Here is a 26,970-nt window from a genome sequence, read left to right on the forward strand (position 1 = left end):
CCTTTTCCTTTACATGCCTTGATTGAATGTTTGAACAATCTCCATGATGTCGCCTATATCACAGTTTAAAACTTTGCAAAGTGTGACAAGTGAATCTGTTGATACATGTTTCACTACTGTCCATTTCGGCAATCAGAACAGAACCGACTCCGACAATTTGCTATAAATTCTTCTTTCTTTAATATCCAAGTCAATCAAGAATAGTGCTCGCGATCTTACGCACTTTCGGCTATATTCCCGCTGTTGGGACTCTGCGATGGAAAACCTAGTCCGAGACGGACAGGAGGAACATCGCGCGTACAGCGAGGAGCAACGCGGGGAAGGCCATCAAGGCATTCATCAGATTCGACCATAGCTACGCCGACACCATAGCCGAACTAAGGCCATCCGAACAGCTGTACGCTACGGCTCTGACAGAACAAATACAGACAAAACAAGGGCCCCTCCCCCTAGGAAATGCGTACACAAACAACACGAACTCGATATGATGCGACGAGAAGGGAAGCCGGATGTTGTTCCAAACCGTATCCAACGCGTACGAGACACACAACCTGATATACGCCACGAACATCGAGTCCAGCGGGTGGGGCGCGTGTTCGATGCTCCGGATATGGCCGCCACAATCATCGATCATACCGTGCGCCACGGCAGGATAATCAGGTTCGAGGGCGAGTCCTGGCGCAGGACTCGCCCTGATGCAATAACGAAAAAGCGATCTGGACGGGCCGGGAACCGAACATGTGACGAAACGACTTAAAACAGGCCGGTCGTGTGACCGGAAAACTTAGTAAAATACACCCGTTCTCACCTCCAGTTCGGAGACAGCCTGTACCTTCTCTTCGAGCGGGATACCGTCACGGTATCCCGCCGTTGGCCGTCTTTTCCGCTCGCCGGGCGCATACTCGTCGAGCCAGAGGGAGAGCAGCTGTCTGCTGGGGGTATCCCCCGGCACGGATGGTTCTCGCAGGGCTCCTCCCGCATCCTAAATAGTAATCTACCGCAGCCCGATTCCCAGATTCAATTTGTAAGTGCGACACCGACCTCTGCGCCGTCGGTCTTCGATGACAGCCGCCGGATCTCCTCCTGCCAAATCTCGTTGGGCGTTCGGTAAACGAGGACCTCGAAACCGGTCTCTTGGGAAGGCAGCGGCGTATCCCGCAGTTCCTGTTCTCGTTGTTGCCGCGCTGCCATGAACTGTACGGATCGGCATAGCACGCGGGCATGCCCGGCACCTCGTCCACCAGTGGTTACAACGACGATTCCGTCCCGTTGCCCCATGTGCGGTCGATCCGGACCGCAGACGGAATATGTCCTTGCGGATGTCGTATTCCGCCATGGCGGTCCGCGCAGCGCTCTTATCGTCGACGAACCCGGCGAACAGCTTACGGACCTTGTGTTCGATCTGCGTGCCGGTGCGCCGTTTCGACGGTCCGGAGCCAATGACGGTGTCCAAAATGGACGAATTCGACGCGGGAGCCCACGCGTTGCGGGCTGTCGCCGATGGATGCCCATCAGGATTGGCACACACCTCAAGCCCCTGCCGCAGCGTTTGGTGGGGCATCGCTCCCCGCGAGCCAGGTACTGGCGCAGGCCCATCCCCTTGTTCTCTGCGGCGTAGACCACCGGTACAGGCATTCATGGCCGGCGCGCATGGTCTGATTGTCGGGACGCTCGGCCTTCACAACCAGCCCGGCATCAGTTCCGGGCTCCAGCCACGCCTCAGCCCGTCCAACCCCAGTCTCGCAGGCGGCCGCACGCCATGCGCCGCGGTTTGCGGAGCCGTTTCCGCTTTTTCTCAGCCTTGCGCTGCGCCGTCATCGTCGAATAGAACGGCTCCGAGGTGTTTTTAGTCAAGTCGGCGTTTCGGTTTTCGTCGGGTATTTTTTCGGGTTTGGGCTTGGGCGTGCCGGCCGGGGGTGGGTTTATTGGTTTTGGGGTTTGCCGAACATGAGGGCCTGGCTGATGCGGTGGCTTTGTCCGGTGAATTCGATGAGTCGCCCGTGGTGGACGATGCGGTCGATGATCGAGGCGGCGAGCTTGTCGTCGGCGAAGATCGTGCCCCATTTGCTGAACTCGATGTTCGTGGTGAAGATGATGCTCCTTCTCTCGTAGCTGCCGGCGATGACCTGGTAGAGCAGTCTGGCGCCGTCGACGTCGAAGGGCACGTAGCCGAACCCGTCCAGGATGATCAGGTCGGCCTTGGCGATGTCCCTGAGCATGGTCTCGAAGGTGCCGTCGCGTTTGGCCCGGCCCAGTTGCAGGACGAGCTCGGCCGTGGGCAGGAACCGCACGTTCATGCCCCGGCCGACCGCGCTCATGCCCAGCGCGGTGGCCAGATGGGTCTTGCCGCGTCCGGTCTTGCCGTAGAACACGAGATCCTGGGCCTTGCCTACGAAGTCCAAGGAGAGCAGCTCGTCCCGGGTGTACCCGTCCGGCAGCTTCACGTTCGCGAAGTCGTAGCCGTCCAGCGTCTTGGGGACGGGGAACCGGGCGCGGCGCAGGAGCCTGGCGCGCTTCGAGGTCTCGCGGTGGCCCCGGTTCCGTGCGCAGCAGCCGGTCGACGGCCTGCAGCTGCCTGGGCGTGGCCCAGGCCAGCAGGTCGTCGACCGTGGCCTTGGAGATGAACAGGCCGCGGGCCCTCGCCCGCAGCCGGTCGACGTCCGTGCGCTCCTCGTTTCTCTGGTTCATGCGTTGTCCTTCCTCCCGGCGAACGCCAGGTCGTATCCGCGTCGGGTCGACGGGTTCGTCGTAGGCGACGGGCGCGATCCCGGAGGCATGGCGGGCCGCGGCCAGGCATACGCCGGCGCGATCGATGCCGCCGGTGGTCTCGAGGACCTCGGCCATCGCGGCCACCGCATTCGCCCATCCGCTCTCGCGTTCGGCCTGCCGGAGCGTGCGCAGCCCCTCGGCGAGGACCGCGCGCTCCTGCATGTCGAGCCATTCGCGCAGCGGGTCGGGAAGCGCCTCACGGACCCGGCTGTTGGGCCAGGCCCCGGGCCTGCTGCACAGCAGCCCGATCTGCATGGACGGGTCGTCGCTGCTGGTGGGCCTGTCGCCATAGGCACGCGGATGCGTCGTGATGCGGGCGCCGCCCGCGTCGAGCAGCTCGACCTCGAACGCGCGCAGTCCGACGATCAGCTCACGTCCGGCGTGCTCGGGCCCAGCCGCGTACCGATGTTTGCTTTCGACGGTGACGATTCCGTACTTGTCGGCCTTCGCCCGCTTCCACGTGACCACGTCGAAGCGCTCCTCCGGCAGGGCCAGCAGCGCCCTGCGGTCCTCGGCGAACAGGTCCGTCTCACGCCCGCCCCCGCGGTAGTGCTCCTTGTCGGCCAGATCCAGGCACCGTTCGAGCAGTCTGCCGTTGAACGCCGGCACGTTCCACACGCTCGACACCGGCACGAATAGCTTGCGGCGCACCGCGCCGACCCGGGACTCCACGCCGCCCTTCCCATGCCCCGAATACGGGTTGCAGAACGCATAGTCGAACCCGTAATGCGCCTGGAACGCCTGGAACAGGCGGGTCAGACGCACCCGCTCGAACGTGCGGCGGCCCACGCCTGCGGCGTTATCGAACACGATCCGCGGCGGTACGCCGCCCAGCCACTCGAAGATGTCGCGAAGCGCCTGGCACGCGCACTCCGCGTTCTCCCCGGGCATCAGCTGCGCCGGCCCGACGTTCGAATACGGGAAATCCAGCACGAAATGACGCATGCGAGACACCTCACCCCGATACCTGACGTCGACCTCGCCGAAATCGGCCTGCGCCTCTCCGGGATGCCACACCAGATCGAGATAACCGGCCTCGCGTTCCACAGCGAACTCGCGCCGCAACTGCGCGACCTTCCTCGTCACCGTCGACAACGACACCTCCGCCCCGTACTCGTCACGCAGACGCTCCCATATCCGCGTGGCGGTATGACGCTGCTTGCGCCACGTGCCGCGATCCTCCGCGAGCCACTGCCCGAATCACCGGCACGTAACGGTCGATGACCGACTCCGCGCGTCTCCGCCTGACCGGCGGCATGGGTGACAGGTCCCCCGCCTTCAGGTACTTGCGCACCGTCGGCTCGCTGACATTCTCGCTGCGCGCTATCGACGCGATCGACTCGCCGTTCATCCTGCGACGACGGATAGACTGGACTTTGGGCATGCTGATCATAACCTTTCCGGACCTCCTTGACGGAAAACGAAGCACCATCAAGATAAGGCCCACGGGTGGTCGGCATGCCTTTTGCCTAAACCCGAAAAAACTACATGACTAAAACCTCAACAAACTGCTGGTGAAATCGTCAGCCAGGACAGCGACACGGAACAAGCGTACTTGGCGTTTATCTGCAAACGGCTCAAGCTGAATTTTAGGAAGCTGTCAGTAGAAGAACGGAAGTGGCTGAAAAAGATTGCGGAAAAATCCGACTTGCTGAAGAATCCAAAACCGCAGAGAGGACGAAGATAAAAAATGCCTGAACGGCGGTTCTGGTTTTTCAGAACCACCATCCAGGCATTTTGTTTAGTAATAGAAAAAGGTGCAGTTGATTATTGCGTATTGTCAATCTCTCTCAAACCGGGTAGTAAAAATACGGCAAGCGCAACGATGATAATGCCAATTCCGCAAATGACAAACCATTTCTCAACTCCCAGCCGCTCCGCCAGAGGCCCGGAAATGACAAGGCCAAACGGCATGGCGAGGGAAGCGGCGCTTGTCAGTAGAGAAAAAACTCTCCCCAGATATTCTGGTTTGACCGTTTCTTGAAAAATCGCATTTTGCACACCGTAAAATGGAGCGGAAATTCCCATAACAGTACAGCACACAACAAAGACAAGAAATGCGTCTGGCGGCAAAAGCCCGGAGAGCATATTGCTAACGCCCATCAGGAGAACGGAAAGACCGATGGTGTACCGCCGTTTCTTAAAACCGCCCCAAATGCTCAGAATGACTCCGCCAAGCAGCATACCAACCGCAAAAGCAATTTCAGCGGCAGAGGCATGGGCCGGTGTTCCTTTGAAGTATGACATACAGATGAGAGGAAAAAGCGTACTGATTGGCATATAAAAGAACATATAAATTACACCAATCCAGAGCAGAGCAAAGAGGCCCCTGTTTTGCTTTAATACCACATACCCCTCTTTCATATCCTGTAAAAACTGTTGTCTTTTCGTTTCTGGACATAGTTCAGGCGTTGGTATGGACGAAATCGCAACAGTCACACAGGCAAGGATTGCACCCACAATATCTAACAATATAATTGCATTAAGAGGCCAAACAGCATATAAAAACGCTGCGGCAGCTGGACTGATAATCGCACTTACTGCTTGCATGGTCTGCGTGTAACCAGCGCATTTTGTAAGTTCCTCTTTTGGCACAATCATAGGTGTTGCTGCGCTGAATGCTGGAGAATGAAAAGCAGTTCCCGCACTTCGGATTAACAGGACAACCATAATAGACCATACGGGCAATTCCATGTAAAACGCCACCAGCGCCAGAATACCGCCAGCGGCGGCAATTATCAAATCCGCACCAATCATTACGCTTTTACGGCTGTGCCGGTCAACAAAAGCACCTGCAAACGGGCCTAAACAGGCTTGCGGCAAAAATCCAATCAGTGTTGCCGCCGTCAATATGATTGCAGAATTAGTTTTCGCAACCAAATAAAAGATAATGGCCATTTGCAAAATACCGCTGCTAATAAAGGATATTGCTTGTCCGGCAAGAAGTGTAAAATAAGTTTTTCTCCATGAATTGTTGTTTTGGGTCATAATGCGAACCTCCTTTTTTATTGCATTGTTCCTTTGTTTCTGCAATAAAAAGCAGGCGTTGTCCCACAGAGAGGGCAGACGCCTGCATAACAACAAAGCACGAAAAAACACCACGATACAGTTCAAAGACTGCTCGTGTCAAACCTACGTGTTCCTTTGCATACGCACGCAAAAAAAGCCCACCATCATGTGGAAAGGTACTTCTACTTTTTATTGCTTATTAGCGTACACAAATTAACACACGTAAGCCTCCTTCCAATCTCAAACTGTCGCACAGTATAACACACATCCGATAGACTTGTCAACCATTTTTAACCTTGTTTTCCATCTTGTTTTTCCATCTCTTACGGGCAGTAGCAAAGCCAGGCGAGCCAGTCAACGGTCAAGATGAACGGCGCTTTCAGCGCCGCCGTTGACAGTCTCGCCCGTCTTTGCTAATGGGTAATCAAGGCGGGAAAGCCATTTTAGGGCTTTCCCGCCCATTTCAATTTTGGGAGAAGAAAGGCCCCAAAATGAACGAGTGCGGCCAAACACTTTTAGGGATTGGCCACCTTGTCCACCCATCCAGCGGGGCGGCGGGGAACGGTCAAGGCCGGGCGTCAGCCCATTCATTTCAGCCTTGACGGTTTCCTGCCGTCCTGCTACTTTTCCCGGAGTGTGGCCACACATCTGGTCACGGTGTCCAGAGCTTTGGGACTTTTTGTCCCATAGGCCGGGGGCGGAGGACGAGGGACGGGGGCTTTCATAATACGCCCTGTCTGCTGCTGAAATCAGCCCTTTGTTTCCGGCTTACCAGCCCCAAACAAAGCCCTGCTTTCCTGCCGCGTCAAATGCCCTTGCCCTCCCCGGCGGCAACGGTATTTTCAGGGCAACGCCGACAGAGCGTATAACACACTACACTTTGCTCCGCAAAGTCGTGTGCCAAATGGGGCGCTGCCCCCTTTGGAAACCCCCGCAACAAACAGGTGCTATGCACCCAGCCGGGAGCATAGCGCCGTTTGTTGTCAGCAGCCCGTTTCACGGTCTGCGTGTAGTTCCTTGTAAACTGACCTAAACAATTGAATAAAACATCCGAGGTCCACGGGGCCGGCCCCGAGCCGTTTCGGCCAATCCTGCGGGCAATCTCGCGTATGCTCAACCCCTCGCGGTTCCCGGACATATCGATCATATTTCGTTCGTTTGCCGATAGGTGCGAATAACATTGGCTCATGGGTGCGGCGCTTTCTCTGGCTGGAATCTGAACACTTCCAACGCTAGGGGCAACGTTGCATTTTTATTTTGAACCCGGGAACGCGACAACGGTAGGCACACGGTGTCTGATAAAGTAAGGTTATATAGTAAGAGATTGTTGTGGCTAGCGCAGCGACAACTAAGTCCATTTCACTAAGCCTCGCAAAAATGAGGAGGCCTGCTTTACCTCTGTCTGCGGCGAAATCGGGCCTCCCTGAGCAATGCCATCCGCAAGTTCGTTTCCGCGTTCAACTCTTCCCATTCGGCCCCTCGAACTTTGCGGGTTCAACCCTGAGATGCCCTCTGCGATAGATGACGCGACGACGAGCAGAAACCTCTCTCTAGTCCCTACGGCACTGCCAAGAAGGTCGTGACAACGTTCGACAAGGAAATAGATCATGATGGAGTTAAGATTCACGACGAAGTTCAGGAAAGACTACAAGCGTGTCAAGAGGCAAAGCAAGAATTCCTCGAAGCTCGGGGCAGCCTTCAAAATCCTCGTACGTGGGAATTCTATCAGATGTGATGCACGATTACTCACCGGAAAAGACGTACTGCGACCATCGTGAGTGTCACGTCAAGTCGGACTGTCTGCTCACCTACCGCATCGACGAGAAAGAGCTTGTCCTCGTTGCCGCGCGTACGGGTCATAGCGAGTTGTTGGGGCTGTGAGCCGTTCAAATCTGCATAGCAAAGAAGGAATAATGTCTCGATTGAATCTGGTTGAGGACAAGCTAAAGCAGCTCGACGGCGGCTCTTTCAGAAGCTTGCCGAGGCGTACGTGTGTCGCAAACTTCATCTAAAAACGATTACGACACTTGGATCGCAGCCTGGAACCAATAAGACGACGAAGGGTATCCCAGATGCCCACAGCTTGGCTAATGGTGAAGCTATTCTCATCCCGTTTACCACCGGCCAACGTAATTCGTTTGCAAAGCTCAAACGCGATATCGAGGAATGCGTTTCTACTCAAATACCCGAAGGATATAGTAGAAAAATCGTCTGATGCCATCTCGTGTGGAGGCTGACGCCTACGCAGGAGGGTGCGCTCTTGGGAATCGATTCACGCGTCGAGCTTCTTGGACCCAAGACCATTGCCATGGATCTGGCCACCGAATATCACGATCTTGCGGCTGATTTTCTCCATATTCGAATGGGGGAAGGAACGCTTGTTGCTGTAAACGAATGGATTGAGAGGGAAGGACGGAAGAGCTTCGCCGCTCCACAATCTGGACCTTTGCGCTATAGGGATGGGGAACTATATGAGCTCGAAAAAAAGCTTGGCCAAGTTCAAGTTCTTGTTCTAAAGGGCCCGTCGGGAAACGGAAAGACAAGGCTTGCGCTGGAAGTTGTAAAGCGCTACGCAGATAGCAAGCAAATAGAGTCATACGTATTATCGCAGGCATGGATTTCTGGTGTTGCAGAGGATATCAACGTCTTTCTATCAGAGGGGGATGTCGCGCTCCTGGTCGATGACGCTCAGCAATCCGAGGGACTTGATGCGGTTCTCGAAGCGGTTGTAAGGAACCCAGGTCTTCGGGTAATCCTCACAGTGAGGGATTACGCCTATGAGCAGCTGATGCATGCCGTTCGACGTTCGATGAAGAGTGAGACTTACTCACTTGAGCGATTGGAGGATGCGTCTATAAGGGCGCTACTGCGGGAAGACTATAAAATTATCAACCCCTTGTTTCTCTATAAGATTGAAAGGATTGTCCGGGGCAACTTAAGAATCGCGATAATGGCGGCGCTGTGCGCTAAGCTTGACGGCTATTCCGGCATTGAAAGTGCCTATGGGATCATGGATGTCTTCTATGGCAAGCTCGTTGACGAACTTGAAGAGGAAGATCTTGTCCTTCTCTCATATCTGAGTGTATACGCCCCGTGCGATTTCAAAGAGGACGATCCAGCTTACGACAGGTTGTTGTCGGAGGGAATATCTCGTTCTTCAATAGAGCGAAGAGCGAGAAAGCTTCATGATCGCAGCATTCTCGATTTGCTGGAGAGTTCCGATGGAACTGTCGCAGTCAAGTTTGAGCAGCTGAATCTCCAAGACTACTGCGTCTACAAAGCGATTTTCAAAGAGCACATCATCAGCCTTTGTAACTTCATCGAGGAATTCGTTGCTCGGGATAGACGGAAGGTTATCAGGGTCCTCAACATCCTCATTTCCGTGTTTGGTGACGATGCGACGCTCTCTTACGCCAAATCTGAATGCGCGAAAGTTTGGAGGGATTTTGAACCGGAGTCGGATGCTGAACGACATGAGATTATGGATGCGCTCTACTCACTCATTCCGGACGAGGCCTATCACTTCGCGCTCAATGAAATTGCTGGTGCGACACCTTCTCCAGTTTCCCTGTCTGAGCGAGGTGGTTATGAAAGGCAAGTGGTTAGCGCGCCCCCAACCAGCTTGGCTATTCTATGTGAGTTGAGGGATCATAAGCGCTTTCCCGATGCGATTCCCACTTTGTTTTCTGCCGTTGAGAAGGGCTGCTTTGAGCTCGGAGATTATCGTTCAACAATTGAAGGACCGTTGGCAATATCGGCATACTCCGTCGAAAGCGGATTCGAGTATGAACGCGCTCTTATCGATGGCATAAGTCGGATGATTGCCCTTAGGTCCGATGCTCGTAATCTGCAGTACTTTGGGATGAAGCTTTGCGAGCAGTATCTTGCTTTCACACATACATCGCACGAGATTGAAGAAAGCGGGTCGGTTCGCTATATCACGATTGAGATGCCTGAATCGGAAGCCTCTCTCGAGCTTAGAAGCGATGCGATAGCGTTTCTCTGTAGCCTACTTTGCTCTCCGGATTATCGGGTCGAAGCTGCCAGGATTCTTACTCCTCATGTTGGAATATTCAACAAAACTACAATTGGAGAAAACATTCAGATATTCCTAAAAGATGGTGTAGAAGCATTTGCATCAGCGATTCCGGCGGGATATAGGCCTGCTACGCGAGAAGAGCGCGAGCTCGTCTATCATTGTGTCCTCGCCTGTGAGGCACTTTCGATATCGGGGTTCAAGAAAGTGTCTGCACTTTTGCCAAAAGAGTTTTTCGATCTCGAGAAACTTATGGAGAGTTTTGACCCTGCCGAGGGGGAAATAATCTCTGCCACTGCAGGTTGGGATGTTCAGCGATATGAGAACGTTCTTCGCATCAATCGGGAGATGTGGCAACACGGGGAGCTGAACTCGTATTACGCAGGTTCCCTTATCGACAGGGTGTTAGTGTCTTTGTTGGTAAAGGATGACTCTTCCGTCGATATAAAACAAATATTTGAATTTTTCTGCACTCTTTACAGTGGTGATCAAGATGTATCAATCGGATCAAAAATCGTCGAAAGGTTAGCACAGGTGATGGGCTGGCGTCTGTTGATCGATCAAGCGCGGGCTCGTGGCCTTTCTGCTTTGGTTGGCACCGTCATCGCGAGCGCGCCAGCAGAGGTTTTGACTGCTAGCGATTTGGATTCATTGGTTAGCCTGGCTAGTAATGGGCGGGCGTTGATGCGTATCGACGGCGTCATAAGCATCGAGCGAAAATCTTCTGGCTTTGCAAAGCGCTATTGCAAGGCGGCAAAGAAGTGTCTGCTTGCAAAACCGGAATACGCGTATTACTTCTTTTTGCCTCTTGTCAAATCGGATAATTCGACCGAAGTGCTGGACACCTGCTTCGAAGGTTGCCAAAACTTGCTGAGGGAAGTTTACGAGGCAAATATTCTAAACAGGCATTTCGATTATTTTGGCGTTCTGTTTAGATACCTTGATGAAAGAGGCGCTGATCCGATTGATTGTCTATTTCGGTGCCTTGAGCTTGCTGACAGTTATGATGACCGCCGTGAGATAATATGCCACATGGGACAGGCCTCTGGGCTGAGTAATCCGGAGAAAAGGATGCATGAGGTTGTTTGGCGTCTTGGCTCTTGTCGCAAACTTTCTAGATTTGATATCGGGACCTTGCTGACTCATAATGAATACCTTTCCACGGACTTTGATGTTCTGGGATTTATTGTCAAAGAGCTAGAGTGTGGACTGGCAGAGGAGGACATTCCGGAATTCTATTCCTATGTTCTTGCGGATATTCCGTTTAAAAGTCGTATGGAAACCTACATCGACTTGCTGAGCAAAGATCCGGAGGGTAATCTTCTCGGAATTCTTCCATTCGGATCTTCTTCGTACTCTGGTTCTGTGAAAGAAGGTTTTGCCCCCGCATATTCCGCGGAAATAGAGATCATCAAATCCATATCGAGCTCTTTGCCAGAGGACGCTTGTTTTGCCTACCACAGAAGGTTCTTGGATAAAATCGTCCGTTCGAAGGAGCGTGAGATCGAGCAAGAAAGATGGCGAAGCTTTCACGAATCGGTCTAAAGGAAATCTAGGGATTTCGACGTAGGGGGGGGGATGATGAGCGTGGGCTTTACGTAATCAGCGACGGAGCACCTTATTTCGAAAATGTGACATCTATTAGACATATTTAGGATGCTAGCCCGAACGTATTCTGGACGGCAGTGGCAGTGTACTCAGAATGAGCTGGAACATTCCATGAGTGATTTGATCATGGATAGAAGGACGAGTACGTTGCTTTCCGATTCAGCAAAGACAGTTCCTACCGTCTCTGAAGAGCAGATGTCCGTCATGCGGGTGAATTATCAAGTAGGTATCGATACGTACCAGTGAGAGAGTATCTGAAACGGAGCAGCATGAGGTGATTCACGTAGCCATTGGTGACGAATTTTCCGATTGAGCGGGAGTAAATCCTGCGGTAGCGCATTGAGTCGTTAACATTTGGGTGTTCCGGATTCCACCGGAACACCCATTTTATCCATACGACTCTCAGTTAATCCAAGTACCAAAATAATGATGCATAGAGGCTACCTTCCCTCATGTACACATTTGATATCGCCTTTGGCCTTGACACAAAAGCTCACTGTCCCAAGTACACGCAAAATTCTTAACATCGCTGACGGACACCGACAATTCAACACAGATTAAGGATGAGACACCAGACCACGTAAAGCGTCTTCGCATTCAGCGTGAAGAAGTTCCATATGCCGTGCACGAGGAAACGCAGACAACAGATATCGATGCATTCCAGATAAAGAAGCAAGTTAAGGTTGATATTCCTGGCGCTTAGACTCCGGGACAGATGGAAATCAATGGCACCGGTGACGTGAATCTGAGTTGCGACGAATAAAATTTCGATATAGCCACCATGATGTTCAGTATGGCACTTGACAATGCCGCCGGACAGAATATCGTCAGTAACGAACGGCATATAACAGGCGGTACTGTTCCTCAATCGGCATCCAGTACTTCCCTTGCTGCAGATTCCTGCCACTGCATATCACATGGCAATTAATAGTCAAGCCGCGGGATTGTTTGAAATGTCGATATTGACTAAAAATGGTTGTCTTTGGACAGTCACCGCCGATAAGTTTAGTTTTAGGAAAAATATGTCACAGTGGGAAAAACTGGTGCTGTGGATCAGCTAAAAGACATGTTTACCAATTCGATATCGTCTATTCCGGCACAAGAAAAATCACAAGGCAATGCCACGAATTTTCTGCATGTACGAATTGTGCTCCATCACCGATGATGGAACACAATTCACTTAACCGCATCTGGCCCGATTCTCACCGGGTGCCGGCGTCGGTCCCTTCGCTGGTGTTCTTCCATTGGAGTTTGCTGTTGTAGCCGTGCGGGTGGGCGGTGTCGGGATCATATACGGAATCGACCACGCTCATCCAATAGTGTTCGCGTTTGATGATGTCGCTGTTGCTGGTATCGAGGTCGAATATCTCGAGAACGGAGTAGCGGAAGTACTGTTCAATGTATTCGCTCCCCTCTTTCTCCGCGAGTGTCTGCAGCAGCTTGTTGCCGCCCGTATGATCTCCCTCAACGTAGGTTTCCCAACGGGAAAGCAATCCGCTGGACGCGCCGCCGCGACCGTATGCAGAACCTACGTAATGCCATCCCGTGTTCGTATCGGTTAGCATGTATACGCCGGCAACAGAGCCTAGAGCGCCACGCCATTCATCGTTTTTCAGTATGGCCTTAAGCTGATCGAAGGTGACGTTGACTTCCTTGAAACCGGGGAAAGACATGACAGATTCTGGTGTTACTGCAACACGAATCAGGGTCATGTCATTCCTGATTTTCCGATATCGATCTGCATCGTTCAGGTTAAGACATATCCACGTTGGGCCTTGCTCTCTGCGGTATCGGATTAGAGAGCGTGCCGACAATGGCATGAGCTGCGGTACAGGCGTGTATTCATACACCTTGCTGCCATCCGGCATCTCTTGCAAATCGCCCACTTCATATCCACCAACGTATAACCATGTGGCATTGTCTTGCGGATTGAGCTGAATGAACTGCAAGACTCTGGGGGTATTTATCCTTCCTTGCGCCCTGCCGTCATTCGGCCATCTTTCAGTAAATATCCATTGCAACAGATCATCACGATTCGCAAAGAACTTGTCGAGAATGTTAAAGAACTTGCCTGAGTTCAATCGAATGCTATATTGGCTGGCGTTCTCTTCGTCAATGCCCAGCAAATCCAGAAAATAAATAGTGTTTTCGTCCATCGCAGCACCTCCCATTGCGTCATTCACAGCCGGCCTCCTTGTCGGCTGCTTCGCACAAACAATTGTACCACTGCAAGAAATCTCTAAGTTAAGCCGGTGAAAGCATAACCAGCCGCATCAAGCGTTCTACTGGCAAACATCAGATCCGCTTCACCGGATGCCTGATTACTGTTTTCATCTTTGCGGGGTCGACACGTCTCGGATCCGACAGGTAGATTTCGTGGTGATGACGTTCGTCGGAAAAATCAGTCGTATAACCGGAATCCTGCAGGAACGCATGCATGCGGGCAACGGTTGCCGGCTCGTCATCATACGGGCCGACGTGCATGGCCTGCACGCACTCCCCTTCGTCAATCGTGACGAGTCCGACCGCCGACAGGTCAAGTTGTTTCTTTCTTTCCGCCTCAGCCTTAGCCCACTCAAATTCCGTCTGCGTGACGAAATCAGGCATGCGTATAGCGGAGATCCAGCGAAAATCCTGCTTACGCGAATAATCAACACCATTGAGACCGTCCTGCCATCAGAATCCTTCCAACGGCGGCACAGTGAAATCGAAATAGCCGGGCATCTGATGCTCGCCTTTCTTCGACATTTTGATGGTGTAGGCGACGGCGTAAAGCGCGCTTACCGCCCGCTGATATTCGCCATCGACGGTATTCGGATCGCCCGCACCCCGCACTGCAATGAATTTCATCGCAGGCACGGCAATTATCGCCGGCTGCATCTTAGGCTGATACAGCTCCTTGCATTCCTTCTTAAAATCGAACGCCATAAATCACATCCTAAATAAATTGTGCAGTAGCTATCTCAAATCCGTGAATCAACGCCAATACCGCGGTAGATATGCTTCAACCATCGTCCAAAGGCATTGGTCACTCTTCTGTATCCTCCTCAGACAATTCGATCAGCGCTTCAACGATATTCTCGGACGTAGGAAGCGCAAACTGAGCCCTTTCAGCAGTCACTGCTTCAAAATAGGGGCTTAGGAAATCCCTTATGATGCATTCCTGTTCATCTGCTTTTGCAAGGTTTCCAAATAAAGTCCTGAATTCTCTCTGATCAATTTCATTCAGACGCGAAACCAGACTATCTATCTCCGTCTCATCCAACAAATACTCGCCAATCATTAAAGACACATAAGCGTTGAACAATCTACCGAGCGTTTCAACATCATCTTCATGCAGCAAATCACCTGCTGTTTTCACGACAGCTGCGCCTATGGCACCGCCAGCAAAACCTCCGACAATCCCGACTGCAGTGCCAACACCAGGCACAATAGCCGTACCAGCGGCTCCTGCAATTTTGGCGGCAACAACACCTGCAGCAACAGTGCCACCCGCGCCTGCAGCAATAGAACCAGCAAGGACACTCATATTCTTGGCATACTGTGCTCCCGATATTTTGCATGTGGCGACGTTATATGTTTCAGGAACTGAAAATACCGCAAAAGACAGGACAGACGTAAGAACGTTGCTCCGTAGAATCTTCGCAAGATGTTTGGATGCAGCGGCACCATAAATCGCGCTTTTCCCGGAAAGCGCACGAATACCGTTCACAACCGTCGCCGATGCCGAGTATCCCAACCGCCCGACAATATATTGGCTCGGCCCCAGCAAAGAATTCGCCAGTCCTGTTCGGCTGATCTGGGAGACAAGCATATGTTGAATAAACGTCATGCCGAAGACCTGTAATCCTGCAGTTGCCCCTGCTTGAATTGATTGTTTTATATCACCGGTTTTTCTCCAGCTTAGAAACACGGTAGCTACAAAAGTAATCCCAAAAGAGCAAGCGCAAGTCACAGCTCCGGTCGCGGCATCATAAGTGAGAGATTCTATGGTTCCCGGTTTGGTCAGATTAACAGCCTGTGCATAAGTCAGCCTGCCTTTACGGACAAACTTGGCTGCATCGTTCGGATCTGTGACACCAGGAACCTTCCCGTTCTCGATTTTCTTTCTAAAACCGTCCAATACTCTTTGGTACTGGTCTTTCGGCACTTCAAGCTGCATGGGTTTCCCGTTATTCATATACCGATATTGCCCGGTTTCAGGACTGAAACAAGCCTCAAGAGAGCCTCTGGCGGTTTTATAGTATTTTGTCTGAATGAAGATGTCGCCGATCTGTCTGTCAGCACCATTCTTGGCATTATCACGGCCGACTACTTGAGCGTCAAGACCGTGAAGTATATCCAGCATGTTGATGGCTTCTTCCGCCATCTCACCATGACCAGCAAGAGTATTGATATATGCTTTCTGCTCCGCGAAGATTGCATTCTGGGCTGATTCGACCGCAGCCCCGGCAACAGCACCAGCTTTTATCGTCGTCTCGTCAAAGGATGAATCCGAAATATCCAGATCTGCCATCGAGACACCATCGGAAGCAGCTTGTAAAGACCGCTCCCGACAAACTTCAACAAAATGTTTAGAGCATTGAGAATCAACCAGCAAAGCCTTATTTTCCATTTCGGACTCGCCAGCAAACCAACTTGGATCAAAATCATCCCAGCTGTAGAAAAGCAACACCGCTTTCCCACTATGATATTGCGAGCGCTGTGGTTCGTCCGCGGCCTTATCTTTGAGCACAAAATTGCGTACGTTGAATTTGCCTTCATATATCGATGCGTTTGTTCTGATGAACACGCCTTTGTCGGTAACGGCAATTCCGCTAGGTCTGAGGTCGAATTCGGCGTCCGCCCACAATATATTCTGTTCGCGGGGAATTGGGAATGTGTTCTTAATCTGTTTTATTTTGCCATCCGTAAGATCAACCGGAGATTCTCCAAGTGCATGAACGAACTGTTCTGCTCCCGTACCTGATAGGGAAAACATCGCTGCATCAAATTTTTCTTTTCTGGCAAGTTCAGCGGCAGCTTTCTGCTCAGTAATTGCATCATTTACTTTCTCGACAGTGGATATGACTGCATCACGAGCGTTCTCCGTGATGTCGCCGGCAACACCAGTCACCTTTTTTACGGCATCTTGCGATGCAGATTGCACTATCTCAACTGCAGATATGACTACATCTTGGGTGTTTTCCGTAACATTCCCCGCAAAATCCGCCATCGTCTTTGTCGTATCCCGTGATACAGACTGCACTGATTCAGCAGTGACTACAACCACATTTTGAGTATTTTCGACAGCATTCTCAGCAAAACCCGTCACCGCTTTCTTAGCATCCTGCGATACAGACATCACTTTTTTAAAGAAATCGCTAGGACTTTGTTTCTTCTGCATGCCAGCTCCATCATTATCGCATGAGATAACCTTCGTATCTATATACATTAATGCAGATGTTTGCAGTCGCATCTCAAAGCAATCCGAGCACCAACCAATTTGGGCGCTACCATTGATTTTACAGGCCTAAACCTTCAATGATGAAAGGAATCCCTTATGGATCAGACAGCTGTTTCGTTCTTTCATCAGCATCCCGACGCACTGCCGCTGTATGCCGAGCTGGAATCACGCATTCTCGAGACGATTCCCGGAACCCGTATCGACGTTCGTAAAACGCAGATATCGTTGTTCATCGAACGCATGTATGCATGCGTTTTGTTTCTACGAGTCCGGCACAAGGCGGAAATGCCCGACGTCTATATCGTCGTGTCCATCAGTCTTGGCCGCCCTCTTTTTTCACCGCGCGTCACCCCGCCCGTCCAGATAAGCGCTCACCGCTGAACCAATCATGTCGTCATCAGTCGGCTTGAAGAAATCGACGACGATCTTTTGGACTGGCTTAAAGAGGCGGCGAATCTTGTTCGCGGCCGGTCATGATCATTCGCTCTTGTCGGCGACGACGCCGATCGATTGCATACATGAATAGACAACATTAGAATTTGCGGGGCATCACATGGGACGATCAGAAAACTGGCTCACGCGGGTGAAGAAGCTTGCTGCAGGATGGTACGGCAGGATTTTGCTGTCGTTGTTTGCGTTGACCATGCTGGCGTATGTCATTGTATCTGCGACGGCTTTTGCGGATCTGCCGTTGGGTATCGGGCCGTTGCATCAGCTGTTGCTACTGTTCTCGCATTGCATTCCTATGTTGCTTCTTGAGATTATTTTGTGTGAGACTACCCGCCCATTATGGCGCGTGCTTGTTCCTTTGATATTGCTTGCCATTCCCGTGCTGATTTTCGTGACAGTAGGCGAATTCTATATATTAGCGTGGATGCTGGCGGGAATCTGGTGCATCGCTCCGGTCGTGGGCGCTTTATGCGGCTGTCTTGTTTGGAGAGTCAAGCAACATCTTACGCAGGCTTTATATGTTCGAATTCAGTAAATCAAGTTGACGAAAGTCAATGTAATCCAGCTCACACTTTCACGCATACAACACGCTCGAAGCATGTTAACGTTCACGCATTACAATGATGCCTTGGTGTAACAAAGCGGTCACCCATGACCAACCTCGTGAATTAAGGAGACAACGTGAGTCTTACTAATGTCACCATCATCAGCCCTGAAGCCGCAAACGGCCGCAACATCGTAGCCCTCGGCGTCGTCAACGCGCTGTCTGCAAAGTGCAAGACGGGCGTCTTCCGCCCTGCAGTGTGTAAGAAGGACACCTTCACCGACATGCTGCTTGGAGCATCCAATGCCGGACAAACCCGCGAACAGGCCATTGGTGTTTGCCCGCGTCGTGCACGCGAGAACAAGGGCGATTCCCGAGCCGACATCGTTGCCGCGTACAGCGAAGCCATCGCCGCCGTGCAGCCTGAGGCCATGGTCATCGTCGGGACCGACCGCTCCCCCGTCAACGATCCGTCCATGTTCGCGTTCAATGCGGATGTCGCCGCAGATCTGCAGTCGCCGGTCTTCCTCGCCGTGTGTACCATCGAACGCACTGCCGAACAGGTTATGGCGACCGTCAAGGCCTCCACCGCGATCGTCGAGGACGCCGGCACCAAGGTGCTGGGCGTGTTCATCACCGGCTGCGCCGAAGACCAGAAGGCCCCGCTGAAGGAAGCGTTCGCCGACTATGCAGTTCCGGTCTGGACGATTCCTGCCGTCGACTTTGCCGAAGACGACGCTGCCGAGAAGGCCGTTACCGCATTTGCCGACAACGTTCCGGCGGATGAGGTCGTCGCCGCGCTTGGCGCCCCGTTCGAAGCCCCCACCACGCCGTACGCGTTCCAGTACAGCCTGCTGGGCAAGGCCAAGGCCGACAAGAAGACCATCGTGCTGCCGGAAGGCGAAGAGGATCGCATCATCAAGGCGGCGGACTATCTGCTTGCCCGCGATGTCGTCGATCTGATCATCGTCGGCGATAGGGACGCCATTCTTGCCCGCGGGGCCGAACTGGGTCTTGAGTCTTTGGAAAAGGCCCGTTTCCAGGCGATGGATGACGAGGAAGTGCTCGCGCCGATGGTCGCCAAGCTGTGTGAGCTGCGCGCCAAGAAGGGCATGACCGAAGAGCAGGCTCGCAAGCAGCTGACCGATCCGAGCTATTTCGGCACGATGCTCGTCGTGATGGGCCATGCCGACGGTCTGGTTTCCGGTTCCGTGAATTCCACCGCCAACACCGTGCGTCCGGCATTGCAGGTCATCAAGACCAAGCCCGGCCAGTCGCTCGTCTCCGGCGCGTTCCTCATGTGTTTCAAGGATCACGTCGCCGTGTTCGCCGACTGTGCCATCAACCTCAATCCGAACGCCGAACAGCTCGCCGACATCGCCATCCAGTCCGCGGAGACCGCAGCCTCTTTCGGCATTACACCGAAGGTCGGCATGCTTTCTTACTCCACGCTTGGTTCCGGCAAGGGCCCGGACGTTGATCTGGTCGAGGAAGCCACGGCCATCGTCAAGGAGAAGGCTCCGGAGCTCGAGGTCGTCGGGTCCATTCAGTTCGATGCCGCATGGTCCCCGACCGTCGCCGCGACCAAGGCCAAGGGCAACCCGACTGCCGGCCACGTCAATGTGTTCGTCTTCCCGAACCTGTGCGCAGGCAACATCGGTTACAAGGCCGTGCAGCGTTCCTCCGGCGCTCTTGCCGTCGGCCCGGTGCTGCAGGGACTCAACCGTCCGGTCAACGATCTGAGCCGTGGCGCACTCGTGCAGGACATCATCAATACCGTTGCTTTGACTGCCATCGAAGCGCAGTGACGGCAAGGCCTGCACACATCAACACGTTTAAATCATAGAGCGCACCGAAAATGAGGCTGCAAGCCCCGAGAATGTCGGGGTTTGTAGCCTCTAACGAGTAATCTACAAATGGAAAGCCGCTTTCCGCGGTACACGATCAATACATGGGAGGATGCCCACAATGGCGAAAACCGTCCTTGTCATCAATTCCGGCTCCAGCTCGATCAAGTATCAGCTGGTTGATCTCGAGACCGGCGAAGGTCTCGCTTCCGGCCTCGTCGAGAAAATCGGCGAACCGGTTGACGGCCACTACAAGCACGAATTCAACGGCGAAAAGCACGAGCTCAACGAGCCGATCCACGACCACGAGCAGGGTCTGAAGCGTGTTCTCGGCTTTTTCGACGAGTACGGCCCGAAGCTTGCCGACGCCGGCATCGTCGCCGTCGGCCACCGCGTCGTCCAGGGCGGTTCCCTCTTCCCGCAGCCGGCTCTCGTCAACGACAAGACCATCAATGAGGTCAAGGACCTGGCCGTCCTCGCCCCGCTGCACAACGGCCCGGAAGCCAAGGGCGCTGAAGTCATGCGCGCCCTGCTGCCGGATGTCCCGCAGGTGTTCGTGTTCGACTCCTCCTTCTTCTTCCAGCTGCCGAAGGCCGCCAGCACCTACGCGCTGAACAAGGAAATCGCCGAACAGTATCACATTCGTCGTTACGGCGCCCACGGCACCTCCCACGAGTACATCTCCTCCGTGGTCCCGGGCGTCATCGGCAAGCCGGCCGAAGGCCTCAAGCAGATCGTTTTGCACATCGGCAACGGCGCCTCCGCCTCCGCTGAAATCAACGGCAAGCCGGTCGAGACCTCCATGGGTCTGACCCCGCTCGAAGGCCTGATGATGGGTGGCCGTACCGGCGACATCGATCCGGCCGTCGTGTTCCACCTGATCCGCAACGCCCACATGAACGTGGACGAGCTGGATACCCTGTTCAACAAGCGCTCCGGCATGATGGGCATGACCGGCTTCGGCGACCTGCGCGAAGTCCATCGTGAAATCGCCGAAGGCAACGAGGACGCCAAGCTGGCCCTCGACGTGTACGTGCACCGCATCGTCGGCTACATCGGCAACTACACCGCTCAAATGGGCGGCGTCGACGTCATCACCTTCACCGCCGGTGTCGGTGAGAACGATGAGATCGTGCGCAAGATGGTGTGCGACAAGCTCGCTCCGTTCGGCGTGAAGCTGGACGAAGAGAAGAACAATACCCGTTCCAAGGAACCGCGTATCATCTCCACCCCGGACTCCTCCATCATCATCGCCGTCATCCCGACGAACGAAGAGCTGGCCATCGCCCGCAAGTCCGCCGCGATCGCCGAAGAAGGCAAGGATTCCTACGGCAACGTGTTCGCCAAGTGAGCATCACGTTTAGATTAGTACGTACAACAACGCGTAACTAAAGATTGAGCCTCGGCCAAGAAATTGGCCGAGGCTCAATTCGTATCGAGCATTTCAATACGCGAATCACATCACAATAAAAAAACAAAAGCAACAATCAACTATTTACAAATATCGCAACGTAGCAGCATCATATTGGATGCCTGCTATATCGGCGTCGCAATATTGCAGGCATCCGAAGATCTGCGTCACTCCCCCAGCATCGACATCCACATGCCAGTGAAATCAGGAATCGTCTTACGTGTGGTCGCAACGTCCACGACACCGGTTCCCGACACGGCCAAGCCAATCATCGCGGCGAAAGTCGCCATACGATGATCCGCATAGGTTTCCATCGTCTCGCCGTGCAGTTCATCGCGAGAAACCGGAATAATCCGAATGCCATCCGCCAATTCCTCAGCCTGCGCGCCAATACGGCGAATCTCCGCGACCAGGGCTTCCAAACGATTCGTCTCATGTCCGCGCAGATGGCCGATGCCGAACAATTCACTCGGCCCATCAGCCAACACCGCCAACGCCGCAATACTCGGCGCGATCTCACCTGCGGCAGACATATCGAACCGTCCCAGCCCCAGAATCGTCCCGTCCGACGTCACCGACAGCATGCCAGAAGCATGCGGATCCGTATTCTCCTCAACCGCCTGCGCAAATGGCACGCCATCCAACGTGACCATCGCGCCCATACGCTGCAGCATGTCGGGCAGCAGACCGCCAGGCTGCGTGGTCGTATACGGCCAATACGGCACACTCACCGTGCCGCCAGCAATCATGGCTGCGCCAAGGAATGGCGCAGCATTCGACAGGTCCGGCTCCACAACGATCCGCTCCGGCAGCGACAGCATCGCCTCGTCCACATGCCAGCATGCGCGTTCAGGCATGGTCACGTCACCGCCCGCCATGCGTATATCTTCCATCGTCATGCGGATATGCGGCATGCTCGGCAACTTCTCCCCCGTATGGCGCAGCTCAAGTCCCCCCGGCAAGCGGGAGGCAATCAGCAGCAGACCGGAAATGAACTGCGACGACGAGGACGAATCGATATGGCCCCACGCATGCTCCGGCAGCGACTGCGGCGGCGTAATCGTAAACGGCAAGCGGTTCTCATCACCGTGGAATTCGACCGTTGCACCAAGCTGCTGCAGGCCTTCCAACACCGGCCCCATCGGACGCGCATAGGCCTGCTCATCGCCGTCAAAACGCACCGGACCGTCCGCAAACAATGCAAGACCGGGCACGAAACGCATCACCGTGCCGGCAAGGCCGCAAAACACGTCCACATCGCCATGGAAGACACCATTTTCCGGCGGCGTCACCGTGACCGTGGTCTCCTCATCGGCATCGACCTCACAGCGAGCGCCCAATGCGTTGAGGGCTTTCATCATAAGTTCGGTGTCGCGCGAACGAAGCAGGCCGACGAGTGTGACGGGCTTGTTGCCCAATGCTGCGAGGATCAGGTAACGGTTGGACAACGATTTGCTGCCTGGAATGGTCACTGTTGCGTGCAATGCGTGTTCCGCTACTGGTGCCGGCCAGATTTCGTGTGTTGCTTCGCTCATGCCGCCCATCGTATATGACGGGCATCACGGATTCGGGATTTTGTCCGTGATGGGGATATTTTGGATTGTGTATTCAACGTTTGAGTGATTGCAGGTAGGCTTTTCGTTCGTCGCTGACGCGTCTGGATTCGCGTGCTTTCTGGATGCTTTTGTTGTGCGTCCAATCATCGAGTTGAGAATGGGTTGGAACGTCCATTCGAAACAGTGGGATTGTCGCGTCCCATTGTTTGGTCAGCGCGGTGGCGAAGTACCATGCTCTTGCCATGTTGACGTAGTATTCGTCCGAGCGGATTGTGGCGACGGTTTCCAATTGTTCCGGTTTGAATCGCCTGTCGTCGAGGAATTCCGACATCAGGGTCGCGACCGCATAGCGTATGGCATATGGATGCCCGATCTTGTTTCCTTCGTCTATCCATAGGCACAATCGTCGGTATATTCGATCGGCGTCGGCTTTTTTGGAATGGAATGCGGTGATTTTGATCGCGTCGCAGACGGCCCAATTGTCCACATACGGCAGGAATGCATCAAGTCGGTCGAACGCGTCTTCGATATTGGGCGATACAAGGCCGATGAGTATGGCGTGCAGCATGTTTTCCTCGAACCATTGGTGCGGCAGGTCATCGAGAAAACATGGGACGACCTGCGTTCCGTTGCTCAGATCGTTGGACAGCAGTGCTTTTGCATACATGCGCAGCCGTGGCACGCGTATGCCGATTATTGTGTCAGGATCGATGTTCGGGATGAGCTTCGCACTGAAACCCCGGTACGTCCCGTCCGCCAGCGAGCGCAGATCGGTGACGATTCTGGACGGCTGCGTTGCCGTTGCCTTGGTCATTGTGTCTGGCATGCTTGCAGTATAGCAGGCAAGGATATGGAAAGGCCCGGAACCCTTGTGTGCTGAATTGCTGGGATTCCGGGCCTTTGTGGTCGGGCTGACAGGATTTGAACCTGCGACGTCCCGCTGTATAGAGCGCACCGATTCCGAAACCACGGTGAGGATTGAAATGCATGCGGAGAGTCAATAACCAACGTATCAGCCGGCGTATCGCCGAGAAACAGGAGCAGGGACAGGACGCAGACGAAACCGTTGAGGTGGAAACACAAAGAGGCTGATTGTTGATTTTTCACTTTTTGTCACATCGGTTTGACTACAACCACCCTCTATTTTATAGTCTCTATAAAATAGATATGATTTTCAGAAAGTGATGACCTGCATGAGCATGGAATACAAGACTTTGGCGAGACTGTTCCACGCCGACAGGAGCGGTGACGCATACACCAGCCACGATAATCTTGCAAAACAACGCCTCAAGTCCGACTCCACCTTCGCGACCGGGATCGGCACGCCACTGGGCGAGCTGTTCATCGCCACGCCACGCTGCATATGCATGCTCACGCAGAAAGTGCTCCTCGCCGAACGGAGGGTATCGGTCATGTGGAGGAGCATTCCGGGAGTCATGCGGTGGAACTACATTTACCACGCCATCTCCGAGGAACTGCTCGCCACCAACGAGATGGAAGGCGTCAGATTGACGAGAAAGGAAACGGAGGCGGCCGTGGCCGCCGCCCAACGGGCAAGGACCGAAGGCGACGTGAAGAAGGCCAGATTCGGCGAATTCGCAAAACTGTACCTCAACCTCACCGACCACGACATCGAGCTCCCCAAGACCCTCGAAGACATCAGAGACATATACGACAAGATCGCACTCGACGAGATCGACGACAAGGACAAGCCGGACGGAGAACTGTTTCGGAAAGGCGACGTAGAAGTACAAGGATCCCACGGCACGGTCATCCACAGCGGCGTCAGCGGCGAAGCCAAGATATCGGCGCTACTCGCACAGATGACGGACCTCGCCAGATCGGACTCGATACCGTTCCTGCAAAGGGCAATAGCCAGCCACTTCCTGTTCGAATACGTCCACCCGTTCTACGACGGCAACGGCAGAACCGGCAGATACCTGCTCGCGCTCTACCTCAGCCACGACCTCACGCTGCCCACCGTGCTGTCCCTATCCAGAACGATCGCGGAGAACAAGAACGAATACTACAAGGCCTTCACCGAAGCCGAAGACAAGCTCAACTGCGGGGAACTCACATTCTTCGTATACACCATCCTCGGATTCATCGATCGGGCACAGCAATCCCTGATTGAGGAACTCGGCGTCAAGATCGACCAGCTCGACAAGGCGACCGACCTGCGCGACGAACTACAGGAGGATCATGCGCTGTCCACGAACGCGATCCGACTTCTTTACGCGGTCATGCAAGAGGAACTGTTCGACACCACCAAGTCGATGACGCTCGGCGACGCGGAAAACGACCTCAAGCTGACTAAGCAGACGGTCCGCAAATACGTGGACGAGCTGGCGAACGCGGACCTCATTGAATTCGTCGGGAGGCGCCCGCTCAGATTCAGCGCGTCCGAGTCGTTGCGCATACGTATGGGTGTGGACACCATACGCGATGCGAAAACGCCAAGAGACTGACAGGCGGAAGACTGCTCCCGATAGCACAAAAGCAGCAGGAAGGAGACGTCATGGGGGCAGGAAATCAATCCGGATATCAACGCGCAGATCGTGCCATGCCGCACCGACGAGCAAACATACCCGTGGAAGGCGCCTACCGGAACGAAACATTCTTTACTTAACCAGTCCAATCGTGTCGGACACGACAAAACCCCGGAACACCAACACCTTGAAAACGTTGGTATTCCGGGGTTTATTGTCGGGCTGACAGGATTTGAACCTGCGACATCCTGCTATAACAGGTGGTTTTTTCGCTGTTTTGCACTGTCATGCGTTAACCACCTTTTTGGCTATTTTTCAACGTTTTCTAACGATTTTAACTTTGCGTAGGGACACGCTGTTAGGCGCTGTTGAGAGTAGCAATGTACCCGATTTGTACCCGATGCGGGGTGCAGATCACATCTCAGTTCGATTGGTCCCAAATGAATCAGACCTCAGTTCGAGCACTTCTAAGTACGGGCTTTTCCAAGAGTGTCGGGTTCATGGTTGTGAGATTCGTTCCCGTACGGTTTGTCTGAATCTCCCCGGCGTACAGAAAGCTTCTGGTGATGCAGTTGCCGAGGTTGGTGAAAGCCGAGGGTGATGCCGCGCAGGTGTTCGAGTCTGCCGTTGACGGCCTCGGTGGGCCCGTTGCGGGGAAACGCGTGGTCGAAGTAGGCCGGGACGTCCTGCAGGCGGCGCTTGAGCGCACGCCTCTGCCCATGAACGACGTCAGGACGAGCCAGTCCGGTTGGGTGGCCAGACAAATATGGCATAGCGCTATCCGAAGGAGCAATCTGACAAATGGGTCAAAACAAGCCAACACAGTTGTCGGATAAAACGAGGAATTATGCGACGATACTGTTTCTCAAGCAAAAGAACGCCACTGCAGATCGTCATTCCTCGCCATTATTCGAGGGAGGCTCCAGCAGCGCGCGGTAAGGTTCCAAGCTCAATGCCGTTCGTATGGCATCACTGCGCAAAGGCACAAACCTGCCGTCTTCTGTCATCTTCCCTAGAATCGCGGACCAGCCGTCGAATTCTTCTTGATTTTCCAGAAGTGGGATGTTCCGTTCCAAAGCCTTATTGATAAGATCCGTCACATTCTGTGTTGTCAGCTTCTCCATAGTCTGGCGCAATTCCAGTTTCATGTTCTCATCAAATGCAGAGTCTTGAATGTTGGCAAGGGAAAGCTCACGAATATCCTTCGCAAGATCCATCGCCTTGTACAGAATGATGAGCAATCGGTTTTGTGCTTCCTCGCTATCCATATGCAACCGGCACGCTTCAATTGCCTCGTCAACTTCTTTGGAGAATGCGTTCGCCGCTTCGGGAGTGGAAGATAACAAAGCGACTGGCTGAGGGGCGTCGTTATTGCTTTTCTTGGAACGACGAGTCATTTTGCCCCAAATTATGTCTACTGCAGGTTTGACGGACTCTTTCCACCAGCGAACGACATTTCTGTCCCACCAACTCCTGAATTGATCATTGTTCGCGAGATAGTAGGCCACTCCAACTACGGCGGCAACCGCAACCGCAGCAGCGGCTAGGGCCGCCGCAGGAGAGTCTCCCCCGTCGTCGCCTGCCTCTACACCATCCCCGTCATCAGTATCGTCGAAAACCGGTTCCCAACGTGCCTGGCCTTTCAAATGGTTGTCACCATCAAAGAAGGCTCCAAGATAAACATTGGGGTCATCTTTAGGATTGGCCAAATGCATCCCATCGGGCATTATCAAACGATACAAAGGCTCATCCTTCATATAGACTCCTTCTCACGCATCAGCGCCAAAGCACATGAACCGTTCGCT

The 26,970-nt window shown here is 53.6% G+C and carries 16 protein-coding genes and 4 pseudogenes; 7 read left to right on the top strand and 13 right to left on the bottom strand.

What is annotated here, in order from left to right:
• Positions 1-9 precede the first annotated feature (9 nt).
• The 6 genes and pseudogenes from AC1AWD_RS04140 to AC1AWD_RS04165 all read right to left on the bottom strand — a co-directional run bounded on the left by AC1AWD_RS04140 (position 10) and on the right by AC1AWD_RS04165 (position 6,967).
• Positions 10-114, bottom strand: a complete 105-nt coding sequence (locus tag AC1AWD_RS04140; RefSeq protein WP_476563939.1) for a helix-turn-helix domain-containing protein — start codon at positions 112-114, stop codon at positions 10-12.
• A gap of 1,808 nt (positions 115-1,922) precedes the next feature.
• A pseudogene (istB, locus tag AC1AWD_RS04145) lies at positions 1,923-2,688 on the bottom strand (IS21-like element helper ATPase IstB).
• 54 nt (positions 2,689-2,742) lie between these two features.
• Positions 2,743-4,153, bottom strand: a pseudogene (gene istA / locus AC1AWD_RS04150) (IS21 family transposase); the annotation flags it as partial.
• A 116-nt stretch (positions 4,154-4,269) separates the two neighbouring features.
• Positions 4,270-4,497 carry a hypothetical protein gene (locus AC1AWD_RS04155; RefSeq protein ID WP_476563940.1) on the bottom strand — a complete coding sequence of 76 codons (228 nt, stop codon included), beginning with the start codon at positions 4,495-4,497 and terminating at the stop codon, positions 4,270-4,272.
• Positions 4,498-4,536: 39 nt separating this feature from the next.
• A complete protein-coding gene (locus AC1AWD_RS04160) occupies positions 4,537-5,757 on the bottom strand; it encodes an MFS transporter (RefSeq protein WP_002584949.1) in 1,221 nt (406 codons plus the stop codon).
• A gap of 826 nt (positions 5,758-6,583) precedes the next feature.
• Positions 6,584-6,967: a helix-turn-helix domain-containing protein gene (locus AC1AWD_RS04165; protein WP_476563942.1), complete on the bottom strand. Its 384-nt coding sequence runs from the start codon at positions 6,965-6,967 to the stop codon at positions 6,584-6,586.
• Between the two features lie 545 nt (positions 6,968-7,512).
• On the opposite strand from AC1AWD_RS04165, the gene AC1AWD_RS04170 reads away from it, so the two are divergent.
• Positions 7,513-7,659, top strand: a complete 147-nt coding sequence (locus AC1AWD_RS04170) for a type II toxin-antitoxin system mRNA interferase toxin, RelE/StbE family (RefSeq protein WP_476564580.1) — start codon at positions 7,513-7,515, stop codon at positions 7,657-7,659.
• 379 nt (positions 7,660-8,038) lie between these two features.
• Positions 8,039-11,359, top strand: coding sequence for an nSTAND3 domain-containing NTPase (locus AC1AWD_RS04175; RefSeq protein WP_476563943.1), 3,321 nt, complete (start codon positions 8,039-8,041; stop codon positions 11,357-11,359).
• A gap of 1,265 nt (positions 11,360-12,624) precedes the next feature.
• Here AC1AWD_RS04175 and AC1AWD_RS04180 read toward each other — a convergent pair.
• The 3 genes and pseudogenes from AC1AWD_RS04180 to AC1AWD_RS04190 form a co-directional block, all read right to left on the bottom strand.
• Positions 12,625-13,605 (bottom strand): GIY-YIG nuclease family protein, encoded by a 981-nt coding sequence (locus AC1AWD_RS04180; protein WP_476563945.1) that lies wholly within the window; start codon positions 13,603-13,605, stop codon positions 12,625-12,627.
• Positions 13,606-13,717: 112 nt separating this feature from the next.
• Positions 13,718-14,350, bottom strand: a pseudogene (locus tag AC1AWD_RS04185) (GyrI-like domain-containing protein).
• A 100-nt stretch (positions 14,351-14,450) separates the two neighbouring features.
• A complete protein-coding gene (locus tag AC1AWD_RS04190) occupies positions 14,451-16,808 on the bottom strand; it encodes a hypothetical protein (protein ID WP_476563947.1) in 2,358 nt (785 codons plus the stop codon).
• Positions 16,809-16,964: 156 nt separating this feature from the next.
• On the opposite strand from AC1AWD_RS04190, the gene AC1AWD_RS04195 reads away from it, so the two are divergent.
• The 4 genes from AC1AWD_RS04195 to AC1AWD_RS04210 all read left to right on the top strand — a co-directional run bounded on the left by AC1AWD_RS04195 (position 16,965) and on the right by AC1AWD_RS04210 (position 21,060).
• A complete protein-coding gene (locus AC1AWD_RS04195) occupies positions 16,965-17,249 on the top strand; it encodes a hypothetical protein (protein ID WP_476563949.1) in 285 nt (94 codons plus the stop codon).
• Between the two features lie 172 nt (positions 17,250-17,421).
• Positions 17,422-17,853, top strand: coding sequence for a hypothetical protein (locus tag AC1AWD_RS04200; protein WP_476563951.1), 432 nt, complete (start codon positions 17,422-17,424; stop codon positions 17,851-17,853).
• Positions 17,854-17,999: 146 nt separating this feature from the next.
• Complete coding sequence (gene pta / locus AC1AWD_RS04205; protein ID WP_476563952.1) at positions 18,000-19,670, top strand: phosphate acetyltransferase; 1,671 nt, start codon at positions 18,000-18,002, stop codon at positions 19,668-19,670.
• Between the two features lie 160 nt (positions 19,671-19,830).
• Complete coding sequence (locus AC1AWD_RS04210) at positions 19,831-21,060, top strand: acetate/propionate family kinase (protein WP_476563954.1); 1,230 nt, start codon at positions 19,831-19,833, stop codon at positions 21,058-21,060.
• A gap of 227 nt (positions 21,061-21,287) precedes the next feature.
• On the opposite strand, the gene aroA is transcribed toward AC1AWD_RS04210, so the two are convergent.
• Together aroA and AC1AWD_RS04220 are read right to left on the bottom strand one after the other, a co-directional pair.
• Positions 21,288-22,655 (bottom strand): 3-phosphoshikimate 1-carboxyvinyltransferase, encoded by a 1,368-nt coding sequence (aroA, locus tag AC1AWD_RS04215; RefSeq protein ID WP_476563955.1) that lies wholly within the window; start codon positions 22,653-22,655, stop codon positions 21,288-21,290.
• A gap of 73 nt (positions 22,656-22,728) precedes the next feature.
• Positions 22,729-23,502, bottom strand: a complete 774-nt coding sequence (locus tag AC1AWD_RS04220) for a DNA alkylation repair protein (RefSeq protein ID WP_476563957.1) — start codon at positions 23,500-23,502, stop codon at positions 22,729-22,731.
• A gap of 367 nt (positions 23,503-23,869) precedes the next feature.
• Between AC1AWD_RS04220 and AC1AWD_RS04225 the strand changes: the two genes are divergently transcribed.
• Positions 23,870-25,144, top strand: a complete 1,275-nt coding sequence (locus AC1AWD_RS04225) for a Fic family protein (protein WP_476563959.1) — start codon at positions 23,870-23,872, stop codon at positions 25,142-25,144.
• A 562-nt stretch (positions 25,145-25,706) separates the two neighbouring features.
• On the opposite strand, the pseudogene AC1AWD_RS04230 reads toward AC1AWD_RS04225, so the two are convergent.
• A pseudogene (locus AC1AWD_RS04230) lies at positions 25,707-25,875 on the bottom strand (transposase); the annotation flags it as partial.
• Between the two features lie 183 nt (positions 25,876-26,058).
• A complete protein-coding gene (locus AC1AWD_RS04235) occupies positions 26,059-26,922 on the bottom strand; it encodes a hypothetical protein (protein ID WP_476563961.1) in 864 nt (287 codons plus the stop codon).
• Positions 26,923-26,970: the final 48 nt, after the last annotated feature.

The organism is Bifidobacterium sp. LH_512 (assembly GCF_056356435.1).

Bases quoted from the DNA above. Each gene is read 5' to 3' on its own strand.
- AC1AWD_RS04225 (WP_476563959.1), top strand. From the start codon at position 23,870: ATGAGCATGGAATACAAGACTTTGGCGAGACTGTTCCACGCCGACAGG.
- AC1AWD_RS04160 (WP_002584949.1), bottom strand. From the start codon at position 5,757: ATGACCCAAAACAACAATTCATGGAGAAAAACTTATTTTACACTTCTT.
- AC1AWD_RS04170 (WP_476564580.1), top strand. From the start codon at position 7,513: ATGCACGATTACTCACCGGAAAAGACGTACTGCGACCATCGTGAGTGT.
- AC1AWD_RS04190 (WP_476563947.1), bottom strand. From the start codon at position 16,808: ATGCAGAAGAAACAAAGTCCTAGCGATTTCTTTAAAAAAGTGATGTCT.
- AC1AWD_RS04235 (WP_476563961.1), bottom strand. From the start codon at position 26,922: ATGAAGGATGAGCCTTTGTATCGTTTGATAATGCCCGATGGGATGCAT.
- aroA (WP_476563955.1), bottom strand. From the start codon at position 22,655: ATGAGCGAAGCAACACACGAAATCTGGCCGGCACCAGTAGCGGAACAC.
- AC1AWD_RS04220 (WP_476563957.1), bottom strand. From the start codon at position 23,502: ATGCCAGACACAATGACCAAGGCAACGGCAACGCAGCCGTCCAGAATC.
- AC1AWD_RS04200 (WP_476563951.1), top strand. From the start codon at position 17,422: ATGGGACGATCAGAAAACTGGCTCACGCGGGTGAAGAAGCTTGCTGCA.
- AC1AWD_RS04210 (WP_476563954.1), top strand. From the start codon at position 19,831: ATGGCGAAAACCGTCCTTGTCATCAATTCCGGCTCCAGCTCGATCAAG.
- AC1AWD_RS04195 (WP_476563949.1), top strand. From the start codon at position 16,965: ATGGATCAGACAGCTGTTTCGTTCTTTCATCAGCATCCCGACGCACTG.
- AC1AWD_RS04165 (WP_476563942.1), bottom strand. From the start codon at position 6,967: ATGAGCCAATGTTATTCGCACCTATCGGCAAACGAACGAAATATGATC.
- AC1AWD_RS04155 (WP_476563940.1), bottom strand. From the start codon at position 4,497: ATGGTGGTTCTGAAAAACCAGAACCGCCGTTCAGGCATTTTTTATCTT.